This window comes from Pseudodesulfovibrio cashew (assembly GCF_009762795.1).
Lineage (GTDB): Bacteria > Desulfobacterota > Desulfovibrionia > Desulfovibrionales > Desulfovibrionaceae > Pseudodesulfovibrio > Pseudodesulfovibrio cashew.
Genome location: NZ_CP046400.1, coordinates 2,037,002 through 2,051,702, shown reverse-complemented (window position 1 = coordinate 2,051,702; position 14,701 = coordinate 2,037,002). Strand labels below are relative to the sequence as shown.

The 14,701-nt window shown below is 62.3% G+C and carries 11 protein-coding genes; all 11 read left to right on the top strand.

Annotated elements, in window-relative coordinates; genetic code table 11:
* The first annotated feature begins 25 nt into the window (after positions 1–25).
* The 11 genes from GM415_RS09155 to GM415_RS09105 all read left to right on the top strand — a co-directional run bounded on the left by GM415_RS09155 (position 26) and on the right by GM415_RS09105 (position 14,674).
* A complete protein-coding gene (locus tag GM415_RS09155; protein WP_158947506.1) occupies positions 26–694 on the top strand; it encodes an amino acid ABC transporter permease in 669 nt (222 codons plus the stop codon).
* The gene (locus GM415_RS09150) at positions 691–1,347 is read left to right on the top strand and encodes an amino acid ABC transporter permease (RefSeq protein ID WP_158947505.1); all 657 of its coding nucleotides are present in this window, start codon (positions 691–693) and stop codon (positions 1,345–1,347) included. The genes GM415_RS09155 and GM415_RS09150 overlap by 4 nt, the downstream gene beginning before the upstream one ends.
* Positions 1,328–2,056, top strand: a complete 729-nt coding sequence (locus tag GM415_RS09145; protein WP_158947504.1) for an amino acid ABC transporter ATP-binding protein — start codon at positions 1,328–1,330, stop codon at positions 2,054–2,056. Before GM415_RS09150 ends, GM415_RS09145 begins: the two co-directional genes overlap by 20 nt.
* A 20-nt stretch (positions 2,057–2,076) precedes the next feature.
* Positions 2,077–3,336: a Zn-dependent hydrolase gene (locus tag GM415_RS09140; protein ID WP_158947503.1), complete on the top strand. Its 1,260-nt coding sequence runs from the start codon at positions 2,077–2,079 to the stop codon at positions 3,334–3,336.
* A gap of 31 nt (positions 3,337–3,367) precedes the next feature.
* Positions 3,368–4,363 (top strand): ketol-acid reductoisomerase, encoded by a 996-nt coding sequence (gene ilvC / locus GM415_RS09135; RefSeq protein ID WP_158947502.1) that lies wholly within the window; start codon positions 3,368–3,370, stop codon positions 4,361–4,363.
* Between the two features lie 87 nt (positions 4,364–4,450).
* On the top strand, positions 4,451–5,230 hold the full coding sequence (allE, locus tag GM415_RS09130; protein ID WP_158947501.1) for a (S)-ureidoglycine aminohydrolase: 780 nt from the start codon (positions 4,451–4,453) through the stop codon (positions 5,228–5,230).
* Between the two features lie 403 nt (positions 5,231–5,633).
* Complete coding sequence (locus GM415_RS09125) at positions 5,634–8,375, top strand: molybdopterin-dependent aldehyde oxidoreductase (protein ID WP_158947500.1); 2,742 nt, start codon at positions 5,634–5,636, stop codon at positions 8,373–8,375.
* A gap of 374 nt (positions 8,376–8,749) precedes the next feature.
* On the top strand, positions 8,750–10,456 hold the full coding sequence (locus GM415_RS09120; protein WP_158947499.1) for an aldehyde ferredoxin oxidoreductase family protein: 1,707 nt from the start codon (positions 8,750–8,752) through the stop codon (positions 10,454–10,456).
* Positions 10,457–10,547: 91 nt separating this feature from the next.
* The gene (locus GM415_RS09115) at positions 10,548–11,717 is read left to right on the top strand and encodes an iron-containing alcohol dehydrogenase (RefSeq protein ID WP_158947498.1); all 1,170 of its coding nucleotides are present in this window, start codon (positions 10,548–10,550) and stop codon (positions 11,715–11,717) included.
* 131 nt (positions 11,718–11,848) lie between these two features.
* Entirely contained in the window at positions 11,849–12,550 is a 702-nt protein-coding gene (locus GM415_RS09110) for an Mpv17/PMP22 family protein (RefSeq protein WP_158947497.1), read from the top strand.
* Positions 12,551–12,634: 84 nt separating this feature from the next.
* A complete protein-coding gene (locus GM415_RS09105) occupies positions 12,635–14,674 on the top strand; it encodes a sigma-54-dependent Fis family transcriptional regulator (RefSeq protein ID WP_158947496.1) in 2,040 nt (679 codons plus the stop codon).
* The last annotated feature ends 27 nt before the right edge of the window (positions 14,675–14,701 follow it).

Sequence of the window (14,701 nt, the reverse complement as noted above, 5' to 3'; positions counted from 1 at the left end):
CTCCCGCCCCGCCAAGGCGCAAACAATGTCCTATCAATTTTCCATAGAGCCGATCATCAGCAACTGGGAAGTGTTCGTCGAAGGAGCGCTGATGACCCTTCTGCTGACCGGACTCGGGTCGGCGATCGGGATCGCGGCCGGCATCCTGGGCGCGGTCTCCCGGGCCTGGAAGCTGAGGGTGCTGTATCCCGTTTATACGGTATATGTGGAGTGCATCCGAAACACTCCCTTCCTCGTCCAACTCTATTTCATCTTCTTCGGCCTGCCCGCCATGGGTGTGAAGCTGAGCGGTTGGGAGGCCTCTTTCCTGGCCATGGCGCTCAATCTCGGCGCGTATTCCACCGAGATCATCCGCGCAGGGGTCATGTCCGTCCCGAGGGGACAACTGGAAGCGGCCGAATCTCTGGCCCTGAGCAGGTGGCAGACTTTCCGTTTCGTCATTCTCCGGCCCGCCCTGAAAAACGTCTGGCCGGCCCTGTGCAGCCAGGTCATCATCGTCATGCTCGGTTCGGCGGTCTGCTCCCAGGTCGCGGCGCAGGAGCTGACTTATGCGGCCAATCTCATCCAGTCCCGGACCTTCCGGGCATTCGAGATCTACGCATTCAGCACGCTCATGTATCTCTTGCTGGCCTTGGCGGTCCGCAAGTTCCTGCATGAAATAGGACGGCGCTACATCGACGGGAGGACGGCATGATCGAATTTTCCCTTTGGGACATCATCCGGCACCTGCTTGTCGGCGGCGCGTGGACCGTGGCGCTCTCCCTGATCGCCTTCATTTCCGGCGGCATCGTCGGCCTGATGGTGCTCATCGCCCGCATATCGCCCCGCCCCCTGTTCGCCAGGCTGGCCAAGGCCTACATCGAATTCTTCCAGGACACCCCGCTGCTGATGCAGCTCTTCCTGATCTTTTTCGGCATCGGGCTGTTGGGCGTAGACATCTCGCCGCTGCTGACCGCAGCCCTGGGGCTGACGCTATTCACCAGCGCCTACCTGGCCGAAATCTGGCGAGGGTGCGTCGAATCCATCGCCCACGGCCAATGGGAAGCCGGAGAGAGCCTCGCCCTGAGCCGATGGCAGCAGATGCGCTTCGTCATCCTGCCGCAGGCCGTCCGCATCGCCATCCCCCCGACCGTGGGATTCTCCGTCCAGGTCGTCAAGGGGACCGCAGTCACTTCGATCATCGGTTTCATGGAAATAACCAAGACGGGTTCCATGATCTCAAACGCGACGTTCAGACCGCTGCTCGTGTACGGCCTGGTCGCTGTTGGGTACTTCATCATCTGTTTTCCCCTGTCGGCCCTGGCCAGACAGATAGAAAGGAGGCTCCATGCCGCTTGTAGCCGCTGAGGGCATTCACAAGAGTTTTGGCGACAACGAGGTGCTCAAGGGAGTCGACCTCAAGGTCAAGGAAGGCGAAGTCGTGGCCATTATAGGCCGCAGCGGATCCGGCAAGAGCACCCTGCTCAGGATCATCAACGGCCTGGAATCCTTCGATGACGGCATACTGATCATCGACGGCGACCGCAGGACGGGCATGGAAAAGGACCTCAGGGACCTGCGCCTCAAGGTGGGCATGGTGTTCCAGCAGTTCAACCTGTTCCCGCACCTGACCGCAGGGGAGAACGTCATGCTCGCCCCCCAACAGGTCAAGAAGATGGGGAAACAAGAGGTCCGGGCCCTGGCAGAGGAGATGCTCTCCCGGGTCGGCCTCGGAGACAAGTTCGACGCCTACCCCGACCAGCTTTCGGGCGGCCAGCAGCAGCGCGTCGCCATTGCCCGGTCCCTGGCCATGCAGCCCAAGGTCCTTCTCTGCGACGAGATCACCTCGGCGCTGGACCCGGAGCTCGTGGGCGAGGTCCTGGAGGTCGTGCGCAAACTGGCCGAGGAGGGCATGACCCTCATCATGGTCACGCACGAGATGCGCTTTGCCCGCGAGGTCGGCAACAAGCTCATCTTCATGCACCAGGGCAAGGTCCACGAGCAGGGCGACCCCAAGCAACTCTTTGCCGACCCGTCGACCCCGGAACTGGCCTCGTTCATCAGGGCCATCGACTAACCTACAACAGCAGGAAGACCATGAACGCGATACACACCAACCCCGAGCGGCTGGAGCGGTTTCTGACGGAGATCGCGGCTTTCGGGGCCACGGCCAACGGCGGGGTGACCCGTTTGGCATTGAGCGACGAGGACCGCGACGCGCGGGACCGGCTCAGGGAGTGGTTCGAGGAAGCGGGGTGCGAGACCCGGATCGACCGCATGGGCAACATGTTTTTCATTCGGCCGGGCAGAAACCGTGCCCTGGCGCCGGTCATGACCGGGTCCCATTGCGACTCGCAGCCGCAGGGGGGGCGTTTCGACGGCATCCTCGGCATCATCGGCGGGCTGGAGGCGGTCTGCGCCCTGAATGATGCGGGCGTGACCCTGGAGCGGGACCTCATCGTGGTCAACTGGACCAACGAGGAAGGCAGCCGCTTCACTCCCGGCACCACGGGCTCGGGCGTGTTCGCGGGCAAGCTGGACCGCGAGGCCATGTACGGCCTGACCGACCGCGACGGCCTGACCTTCGGGGCGGAGCTGGAGCGCATCGGCTACAAGGGCGGGGACGACTTCGACCCGAGGCCGTTGCACGCCAATTTCGAATACCACATCGAGCAGGGACCAGTGCTGGAGCGCCGGGGCAAGACCATCGGCGTGCCCAAGGGCATCGTCTGCCTGCGCTGGTACGACGTGGAGATCCAGGGCGTGCCCAACCACGCCGGGCCCACGCCCATGGACGAGCGTCAGGACGCCATCTACGCCTTCTCGCGCATGGCCGGGCGGGTCTTCGACATCGGTCTGGCCTCGGACGGCGTGGTCGCCACCGTGGGCGAGGTGCACCCCTCCCCCAACTCGCGCAACGTCATCGCGGGCCACGTCCATTTCACCATCGACATCCGGGGCTGGGACGAAACCGAGACCGACCGCGTCTGCGAGGAGATCGAGGCGGCCATCCGGGCCAACGCCGAGGCCACGGGCTGCACCGTGGAGATCCGCCAGACCTGGGCCGTGGAGCGCGCCCCGTTCCACCCGGAGCTGGTCTCCCTGATCCACGAGGTCGCAGGGGAGCTGGACCTGCCCGCGCTGGACATGGTCTCCGGGGCGTCCCACGACACCGTGTACATCAACCAGTTCGCCCCCAGCGCCATGATATTCGTGCCCAGCATCGGCGGCCGCAGCCACGCCGAGGTCGAGGAGACCTCCTGGGCCGACTGCGCCGCAGGGGCCGACGTGCTCCTCAACTGCATCCTCAAGACCGCCAACGATCCCGAGAGCGTGACCTACGCCGCTCCGGAGTAAACGACACAATACAGATAAAGAAGGATAGAACATGAGCGAAATCGAATTCGAGAAAATCTACCGTGACGAGGACGTGGACCTGAGCATCCTGGAAGGCAAGACCATCGCCGTCATCGGCTACGGCAGTCAGGGCCGCGCCCAGTCCATGAACATGCGCGAGTCCGGCATGAACATCATCGTCGGCGCGGGCGACCGCACCCGCCACTCCAGCTGGGACAAGGCCGAGGCCGACGGCTTCACGGTCTATCCCATCGAGGAAGCCGTGGAAAAGGCGGACATCGTCCACATCCTGCTCCAGGACCCGGCCCAGCCCTCGGTCTACTACGAGTCCATCCACGGCCACCTCAAGCCCGGCCAGACCCTGAGTTTCGCCCATGGCTTCGCCGTGCTCTACGGCACCATCAAGCCGCCCAAGGACATCGACGTGGTCCTGTTCGTGCCCAACGGCCCCGGCCCGGTCACCCGCCAGAAGTTCAAGGACGGCTCCGGCATCTGGGGCTGTGTCAGCGTGGACCAGGACGTCAGCGGCAACGCCCGTGAGACCGCCCTGGCCATCTCCAAGGCCGTGGGCTCCACCCGTGTCGGCGTGGTGGACATGACCTTTCAGCACGAAACCGAGGGCGACAACTACGAGGAGCAGGTGCTGTACGGCGGAACCATCCACCTGATGCGCACCATGTACAACATCATGGTCAAGAACGGGTACCCCCGCTCCTTTGCCTACGCCAAGGCGATCCGCTCCATCCGCTCCATCATCGACGATATCGACGCCGTGGGCATCGAGGCGTATCTTACCTCCCGGGCGAGCCGAACCTGCGAGTTCGCGGTGCGCCACAGCGGCCCCCGCGTCATCAACGAGGAGGCCATGCAGGAGATCTTCGAGGAAACCGAGCGCGGCATCTTCGCCCGCAACTGGCTCCAGGAGTTCTCCCTGGGCATGCCGACCCTGAACCGCATGCGCCGCACCTGGGCCGACTCCGACATGGAGCAGACCGGCGAAATCTGGCGCGAGAAGTTCGGCAAATAGCAGACTATCCTGGCGGCAGGGGGAAACGACCTCCCCCCTGCCGCCGGCCCATCAAGCAGGCCGACGAATGATACCACGAGGTATTGCATGCCTTATCCCGAAGGATTCCTGAAAAACCGGTCCTCGTACGAGCCCGGAAAATATGCCGTCATCACCACCGAGGGGCGCGTCATCAACGTGGTCCCCGGCATCACGGGCTGCGCCCTGTCCATCCTGGCCTCGCCCAAGCTCGGGGCCAACTTCGTGCAGATGGTCGGCACGGTCTCCACCGAGGGCCGGACGACCATGCCCTACGGCCAGGCCGAAAACATAGAGACGCTCCTCTTCGTCATGGACGGCGAGGGCTCCCTGGACGTCACCGTGGACGGCCAAACCGAGACCCTGACCGCGGGCGGCTACATCTACTCCCCGCCCGGCAAGGGGATCGACTTCGCCTCAAAGGGCGACGCCCCGGTCACCATCCTCCTTTACAAGCAGCGTTTCATCCCCCACCCCGACCCGGCCATGAAACAGCCCTGGGTGGTCTGCGGCTCCATCCGCAAAATCGAGGAGAGCTACTACGACCAGATGGAGAACGTCTTCGTCCGCGACCTGCTGCCTGTTGACGAGGCCTTTGACATGAACTTCCACACCCTCGCCTTCCTGCCCGGCGGCTGCCATCCCTTCGTGGAGACCCACGTCCAGGAGCACGGCATGTACGTCTACCAGGGCCAGGGCCTCTACCTCCTCGACGAGGCCTGGCTGCCCGTCGAGTCCGGCGATTTCATCTGGATCGCCCCCTTCTGCAAGCAGGCCTGCTACGGCACCGGCCTGGAACGCATGGAGTATATCTACTCCAAGGACTGCCACCGCGACGAAGCGATCTAGTCCAGCCTGAAACGACCGCCCCCGCCGCGCCCGAAGACTCATGCGCGGCGGGGGCGGTTTTTCTTTGCCTGAAGGCAGCTGTTCACCCTTATAAATCAGTTCCACAAGTCCCACAGGTTCCAGTCAGACTACATCCCCCCTGTGTAGCCATGGAGCCACCCTCTTTCGCCGCTCCGAACCACCAACTCCCCGGGCCGTTAAGCGGTTACACCTTCATGCATACCCCGTGATGAAAAGTGTCAACTGTACATTTACATGTATAGACACCGTAAAGCAGTTAAGGCCTCCAGCTTTACATAGAAATTCTCACTATATCAACTTCTCCAATTATAAAATATGGATAGCTTGCAAGAACGCCAACGGCACGCATTGTGCTCATGTGAGCATAAAAGGAGTTGCGCACATGGAAAAACTGCAACAGAAAAAATTGATCGTAAATGGAATTGAACAGTATGTACTGAGTTCTCCTTCCACTACCCTGGCCACCGTGCTCCGGGAACACCTGGAATTGACCGGCACCAAGGTCGGATGCGGAGAGGGCCAGTGCGGCGCGTGTTCGGTCATGCTCAACGGCAAGGTCGTCCGTTCCTGCGTCACCAAGATGAAACGGGTTCCCGAGGGAGCCTGCATCATCACCATTGAAGGCATAGGCCAGCCCGACAACCTCGACCCCCTCCAGCAGGCCTGGGTCAAGCACGGGGCCGCCCAGTGCGGATTCTGTTCCCCCGGCTTCATCGTCTCGGCAAAAGGGCTGCTCAACGAGAATGACAATCCCACGCGCGAAGAAGTGCGCGACTGGTTCCGGAAGCACAAGAACGCCTGCCGCTGCACCGGCTACAAGCCGCTGGTGGACGCGGTCATGGAAGCAGCCAAGGTGGTCCGGGGTGAAGCCCCTGCCGAGAGCCTCGACTTCGTCATGCCCGAAGACGGCCGCATCTGGGGCAGCTCCTACCCCCGCCCCACGGCCGTGGCCAAGGCGACCGGCACCCTGGACTACGGAGCGGACCTCGGCCTCAAGATGCCTGCGGGAACCCTTCGCCTTGCGCTGGTCCAGGCTGAGGTCAGCCACGCGAAGATAAACGGCATCGACACGTCCGAGGCCGAGAACATGCCCGGCGTCCATTGCATACTCACTGCCAAGGACGTCAAGGGCAAGAACCGCATCTTCGGCCTGGCATGCAGCCCCAGACACAAGGGCGACGGCTGGGAGCGTCCCATCCTCTGCGATGAAAAGGTCTTCCAATACGGCGACGCCGTGGCCATCGTTTGCGCCGACACCGAAGCCGAGGCTCGTGCCGCCGCTGCCAAGGTCCGCCTGGACCTGGAGCAGTTGCCCGCCTACATGAGCGCCGCAGCGGCCATGGCCGACGACGCCCTCGAAATTCACCCGGGCACGCCCAACATCTATTTCGAACAGCCGCTCATCAAGGGCGACGACCCCGCACCCATCTTCGATCAGGATGACGTGGCCGTGGTTTCCGGCGAATACCGATCCAGCCGCCAGCCGCACATGCCCATCGAGCCCGATGTGGGCTTCGCCTACATGGGCGATGACGATCTGCTCCACATTCATTCCAAGTCCATCGCCGTGCACCTGCACGCCATGATGATCGCCGAGGGACTTGGTCTGAAACCCGAGCAGATCGCGCTGGCCGCCAACCCCATGGGCGGGACCTTCGGCTACAAGCTGAGCCCGACCATGGAGGCTCTGCTCGGTGTCGCCGTGCTGGCCACCGGCCGCCCTGTCTCCCTCTGCTATGACTATTACCAGCAGATGACCTACACGGGTAAGCGCTCTCCCTTCCACGTCAACGCCCGCATGGCCGCAGACAAGAAGACCGGGCGCATCGTTGCCCTGGAACACGACTACGTGGTGGACCACGGCCCCTACTGCGAAATGGCCGACGTCCTCACCGGGCGCGGCATTCAGTTCATCGGCGCGGGATACGACATCCCCAGCATCCGTGGCATGGGCCGCACCGTGGCCACGAACCACGCCTGGGGCGCGGCTTTCCGCGGCTTCGGCGGACCGCAGGCCCACTTTGCAGGGGAATCCCTGGTGGATGAGCTCGCCCTGGCACTGGACATGGACCCCCTGGAGTTCCGGTACGCCAACTGTTACCGCCCCGGCTCCACCACCCCCACCGGCCAGGAGCCGGACGTATACCCGCTGCCCGAGATGCTGGACGCGCTGAGGCCCAAGTACGAAGAAGCCAAGAAGCGCGCCGAAGCCGGTTCCACACCGACTCACGCCAAGGGCGTCGGCATCGCCCTGGGCGTATATGGCAGCGGCGGCGACGGCGTGGAGCAGGCAGAGGTCTTCGTGCAATATGACGAGGACGACGGCGTCACCGTAGGTGCCTCCTGGGAGGACCACGGCCAGGGCGCGGACATCGGCGCCGTCGGCACGGCTCACGAGACCCTGCTGGCCATGGGCGTCCCCCCCGAGAAGATTCGGTTCAGCTGGCCTGATTCGGCCAAGCAGCCACCCGCAGGTCCGGCCGGGGCATCCCGCTCCCAGGTTGTCGTGGGCGGAGCCATCCGCGTCGCCTGCGAAGCCCTGATGGGCGCGGCCCGCAAGGATGACGGCACCTATATGACCTGCGCCGAGATGGTCGCTGCAGACAAACCCCTGCGCTACGACGGTTCCTACAGCATCCCCGGCGTGCCCTGCGACCCGGATACGGGACTGGGTAATCCCTTCCTTGTATATATGTATGTGGTCCACCTGGCCGAGATCACGGTGGAGAAGGCAACCGGCAAGGTGAGCGTGGACCGCATGTCCTGCATTGCAGACATCGGCAAGATCAACAACAAGCTCGCAACGGACGGCCAGATATGGGGCTGCATGGCCCAGGGAATAGGCCTGGCCCTGACCGAGGACTTCGAGGACATCAAGAAGCACTCCACCATGATCGGAGCGGGATTCCCGTACATCTCGGCCATCCCCGACGATCTGGAGATCACGTACATCCAGACGCCGCGTCAGTGGGGGCCCTTCGGTGCCGCCGGCGTGGGCGAAGGCCCCATCGCCAGTCCGCATGTGGCCATTACCAACGCAATCCGCAACGCCTGCGGCGCCCGCGTCACCAGCCTGCCCGCCCTTCCCGAGAAGGTGCTCGCCGGTATGCCGCATGAGCACTGAGACGACCTCGCGACAGGCGGGATTGCATAGAGCGTCTGATGAACCTGGCAATATTCCTTAAGTGTACCTGTCTAACGCGGGTCCGGGGCCGAGGCGGTCCCGGACCCGCACCCCGGGGAACGACCAACTTCGAGTGTAAGGGGGAGGCTCAAATGGGTTTACATGTCATTTACATGTAAGCAATAGAATTAACATGTCAGCGTAACATGCTATACTGAGCATGATACTAAATGTAATAATTTTAGATAGTTAAACTATTTTACCATTTTGGCATATCCCTTGCTTTTTGGGGAGTCAAAAGGAGAGCGGCCCGCCGCGCACACGAAGCCGGAACGTCGCCTCTCCAAGACAGGTTACTCGAAAAGGGAGAACTTATGGAAACCATGATTCGTATCAACATGACGCAGCTGACCGCCTCCAGCGACCCTGTCGACGCGCGATATGCTGCACTGGGCGGAAGAGGACTGAACGCCGCCATCCTGACCGACGAAGTACCCCCCACGTGCGATCCTCTCGGCCCCTCCAACAAGCTCATTTTCAGTTCGGGCATACTCGGCGGGACCACGGCCCCGTGTTCCGGGCGGCTGTCCATAGGCGCCAAGAGCCCCCTCACCGGGACTATCAAGGAATCCAATGCCGGCGGTACCTTTGCGCAAAAGCTCATGGCGACAGGCGTCAAGGCGCTGGTGGTGGAAGGCAAAGCCGAAAACGACGCGTGGTACGTGGCCGTGATTACGGACGGCGAGGCACAACTCATTGACGCCTCCAAATACCGCGGAATGAACAACTACCAACTGTCCGACGCCCTGCGCGCAGACTTCGGCGAAGACATCGGCTCGGCATCCATCGGTTGCGCCGGAGAGCGCGGGTACGCCGCCTCCAGCATCCAGGTGGCCGATATGGAAGGTCACCCCAGCCGTGCCGCCGGACGAGGCGGACTCGGCGCCGTCATGGGCTCCAAGGGGCTCAAGGCCATCGTCATCAAGCCCGGCGCCAGGCAGCAGACCGAGTACGTGGACAAGAAGACATTTCTCGAAAACAGCCGCCAATACGTCAAGGCCCTCAAGGAGCATCCCTTCACCGGTCAGGGGCTTCCCGCCCTCGGCACTCCGATGCTGGTCGAAGCCATGAACGGCATGGGCGTGCTCCCCACCCGCAACTACAAGGCAGGGAGCTTTGAACACTCTTCGGCCATCAGCGGTGAAAAAATCGCCGAACTTCAGGGACCGCGGGGCGGTGTGATGACGCACAAATGCCACAGCGGCTGCATCATACAGTGTTCGCAGATCTACAATGACGCCTCCGGCGAATATCTCACCTCGGGCTTCGAGTACGAGACCATCGGCCTTGTCGGGGCCAACTGCGGCCTCGACGACATCGATGTGGTTGCGAGCATCGACAGGGCCTGCGACGACCTGGGCGTGGACACCATGGACACGGGATGCGCTCTGGCAGTGGCCATGGAAGCGGGCAAGGCCGAATTCGGCAACTGCAATGACGCCCTGGCGCTGGTCGGTGAGATGGTCGAAGGCACGCCCTTCGGGCGCATCCTGGGCAACGGCGCGGCCGCGACGGGCAAGGAGCTCGGCGTGACCCGCGTTCCCGTGGTCAAGGGCCAGTCCATGGCCGCTTACGATCCCCGCGCCCTCAAGGGCACGGGCATTACCTACGCCACCTCGCCCATGGGTGCCGACCACACGGCGGGCAACACGGTTTCCTGCCCCGGCGACCCGGCCGACAAGGCGGGCAAGATCGAGGATTCCCGCAATTGCCAGATCGGCTTCACCCTGCTCGACTGTCTCGGCCTCTGCCTCTTCGCGGGCGTGGTCATGGAGGACCCGGCAAACATCCAGCTGCTCGCCAACATGGTCGGCGCCAAGATCGGCGGCGAGTGGGATATCGACAGGCTCATGGGAATAGCCGTGAACACCCTGTCCCTTGAGAGACGTTTCAATCTGGAGGCCGGTTTCACCGAAAAGGACGACCGCCTGCCAGATTATTTTTACACGGAACCCTTGGAGCAGACGGGCCATGTGTTCGATCTGGCCGACGAAGAGTTGCGCCAGGTGTTGACCATGTAGCCCACCCTTGTGCTAGTTCACGCGGCAGGGGCTGCAAGCTTGCCGCGTTGTGGAATAACCGTTCCCAAAAACATCAACAAACGAGGTTCTTATGTCTAATGTGACCGCTTTCCAGATGGCCGACATCCTGTTCACCGGCGCCGGTTCCCTTGCCCAATCCCCGGAACTCATTTCCGGCAACGGTTTGAAGAAACCTCTCATTGTGACGGACAAGGGCATCGTCAAGGTCGGGTTGGCCAAGCGGCTCCAAGATATCCTGGACGAAGCCGGCATTTCCTATGCCCTGTACGACGGCACGGTTCCCAACCCCACAGACGACAACGTGGGTGAGGCTTACGCCATGTACCAGAAGGAAGGCTGCGACTGCCTGATCGGCATGGGCGGCGGCAGCTCCATGGACACCGCCAAGGGCTGTGGCGTGCTCGCCACCAGCGGCGGCACCATCGACGAATATCGTGGCATGGGCCTGCTCAAGGCTCCGCTGCCGTTCTACATCGCCGTGCCGACCACGGCGGGCACCGGCTCGGAATCCACCTGCGCCGCAGTCATCACCAACACCAAGGGCGACCACCACTGGAAGATGGTGCTGCTGGACGGCAAGCTCCTGCCCAACGCGGCCATCATCGATCCGCAGCTCATGGTCGGCCTGCCGCCCTTCATCACTGCGGCCACCGGCATGGACGCCATGACCCACGCCGTCGAAGCCTTCATCTCGGTAGCCGCCTCGGAGTACACCGACGCCATGGCCATCGGCGCCATCAAGCTCATCTTCAAGTACCTCCGCAGGGCCGTCGCCAACGGCAATGACATCGAGGCCCGTGAAAAAATGGCCTACGCCCAGACCATGGCCGGCATCGCCTTCAGTAACGGTGGACTGGGCCTGGTTCACTCCATGGCCCACCCCCTGAGCGCCTTCTACAATATCGCTCACGGCGACGCCAACGCCCTGCTCCTGCCCACGATCATCGACTTCAACAAGCTGGCCTGCCGGGAAAAGCTGGCGGAAATCGCCCTGGCCAGCGGCATGACCGACCTCGGCCCGAACCCCGAAGACGCCGCAGTGGAAGCCCTGCAGCGCCTCAACGACGATGTGAACATCCCCAGCAGCATCTCCGATGCGGCCTCCCGCATCGGCGCCAAGATAAACGAAGCCGATATCGCCGCCCTGTCCAAGGACGCGCTGAACGAGGTTTCCACGCCCACGAACCCCAGGGTTCCGAGCATCCCGGAGATCGAAGCACTGTACCGCAAGTGCTGGTAAAACCGCATTAACCTGTTGGCGTTCTGCCAATGCACCTCATCCCGGCCGTCGCACGGGGCGGCGGCCGGGAGCCAGCCCCCGGCGGCAGCGGCTAGCGCCGCCCTGCCGCGCCACCAGAAAAGGAGAGCCTGATGAAACTTTCAGATGCAATCGTCTCCCTGGCAGTCCTTGCCGCCATCGGCATATATTTTTTCGTCCCTGCCATCACTGAGCCGTTGGGCCAATTTTCCGTCGCCCACCCGTTCATCATGAGTTTTATGAAATTCGCGGTGCTCTGTACCCTGGGTGAAACCCTGGGGCTGCGCATCACCGACAAGCGCTACGTTCGTCCCGGCTTCGGCCTGGCACCCAGGTTCCTGGTCTGGGGATTCATCGGTATCGTCATTCACGTGGCCTTCGTGATCTTCGCGACCGGCACCCCCCTGGTTCTGGGCCAGCTCTTCTCCATGGATCTGACTGCGGAGCCGTCCTTCGGGACTCAGCTCGGTATCGCCTTCAGCATCAGCACGCTGAACAACCTCCTGTTCGCCCCGCTGTTCATGATCGCCCATGGCGTGGCCAACATGCACATCAGCGAGACCGGCGGTTCCTTCGGCCGCTTCTTCAGCGCGCCTGACATCTCCGGTCTGCTCCGACAGATGAACTGGGACCAGCTCTGGGGATTCGTGTTCAAGAAGACCATTCCGTTCTTCTGGATTCCGGCCCACACCATTACGTTCATGCTGCCCCCCGAAGCACGCGTGCTCTTCGCCGCCGCCCTCGGCGTCGTCCTGGGAATCGTCCTTGCCCTGGCCAGCCTGAAGCAGAGGGCTGCTGTGCAGGAACCGGCATAATGACAATAAAATCGCTGTAAAGTATTGACCAAATGCGTGGCGGGAGACAATATCGTGCGTAGTCTAAACATACAGGTTGAGACCATGCACGAATATACGCTCGATTTTTTTCCTGCGGAAAACAATTGGGACTCATCTACCGATGTGGGCGATCCCGCCACGCAAGCCTGCCCGTCCCCGGAATTCTGGAAAGAGATCAGGGAGACCAGGGAAGCATACCGCAAGGGGAAAGAGATTCCCCTTCATAGCGTTCGGCCCTACATCCTGCGTTCCTGGAAGCGTGCCAAGGCGGCCAAGGTTCCGCATGTCGGCGCAAACAACTCCTTTCTCTCTCCCGACGAATTCTACCCCATTCTGCAACGCAACAGCGCTTTTCTCGAAACCGCCAAGCGGATCATGGAAGAATTGCTGGAAAGCATCCGCCCGTCGAAAAACTTCATCACGCTTACGGATACGGATGGTGTCTACCTGCACGTGCTCGGCACGGGCAGCAGCGAAAACACGCTATCGCCGAAGCGAGGCGCGATCAGTAGGGAGACCATCGACGGCACGACCTCCATGGGCCTGTGCCTGGAGGAAAAAATCCCGGTCTGCGTGCTGGGAAGCGAGCACTATAATTCCTTTTACGACGACTGGGCCTGCGCCTCGGCTCCGGTCTTTCACAACGGGGCCTACGTGGGCGCCCTGTCGCTGATTATCGAGCGCAATCTGTTCCATCACCACACATTCGGACTGGTCATCGCAGGGGCCAAGGCCATCTCGGAACAGATGAACCTGCGCAGCCTGCTGCATGAACAGCAGACGGTTATGGATATCCTGGGCGAGGCGGTGGTGGCCCTGGACAACCAGGGCGCGGTCCGGATGATGAACCGGTCCGCCAAAAAACTCCTGCACGTCTTCGCGGACATGGAAGGAACGGATTTCTCCCAAATAGCCACACGGGAGGACTCGAACAAGACCCCGTTTCCGCTGGGCAAGGGGACCGTCAACGGAGAGATCGTCCTGCGCCTTGCCGACGGGACACTCCTGCGCAGTCTGTACACATCGTCCCCAACCCCCGAAGGCGGGCTGTGCATCACCATGAGCGAACGCCGACGCGCCCACACTTTGGCCAACCAGTTGACCGGCGCCAAGGCCATCTATGATTTTTCCAACATCATCGGCCAATCCGTATCCATGCAGGAGGCCATGCAGGTTGCGCGCAAGGCCGGGGAAAACTCCCTGACCACCCTGGTCCTCGGCGAGAGCGGCGTGGGCAAGGAGCTCATAGCGCAGGCCATCCACAACGAGAGCGCACGCCGCAACCAGCCTTTTATCGTGGTCAACTGCGGGGCCATCCCCCGCGACCTGGTGCAGAGCGAACTCTTCGGCTACGAGGCCGGAGCGTTCACCGGAGCGGCAAGGACCGGCGCTCCCGGCAAATTCGAACTGGCCGACGGGGGCACGCTGTTCCTGGACGAAATCGGAGACATGTCCCTGAGCGCACAGGTCAACCTGTTGCGCGTCCTTCAGGAAGGCGAGGTAACCCGGGTCGGCGGCAAGCAGGCCTGCCGGGTGGACGTGCGGGTGATCGCCGCCACACACCGGAACCTGGCCGAGGCGGTGGAGAACGGCACCTTCCGCCGCGACCTGTATTATCGGCTGCACGTGCTCGTTATCGACGTCCCACCCCTGCGGGACCGGTTCGGCGACATCGCCGATCTCGCGCAGTTCTTTCTCAACAAGTCCTCGAAAGGGCTGAACAAGGGCCCCATCTCCATCTCACCCGAAGTGCTCGCCTGCATCGAATCATACGACTGGCCAGGCAACGTCCGTGAGCTGGAGAACCTCATGGAGCGTGTGGCCGTAATGGCCCGAGGCCCCAATATCGAATTGGGAGATCTTCCTCAGAGCTTCAGAATGGCGGTCAGGGACAAACACACGGCCACGGAAAATGTGCCCGAACGCCATGCGCCGATACAGGCGGCACCCACGATACGGGACCAAAAGAAGAATGACCTGATCGAAACCCTGCGACGGGTAAACGGCAACGTGAGGGAAGCGGCCAACAGTCTCGGGGTATCGCGCGTCACCATCTACTCCCGGCTGAAGAATTACGGACTCAGCCCTGCGGATTTCCGCTAGGAGCTGACTGCTGCGGGTTTGACTGGC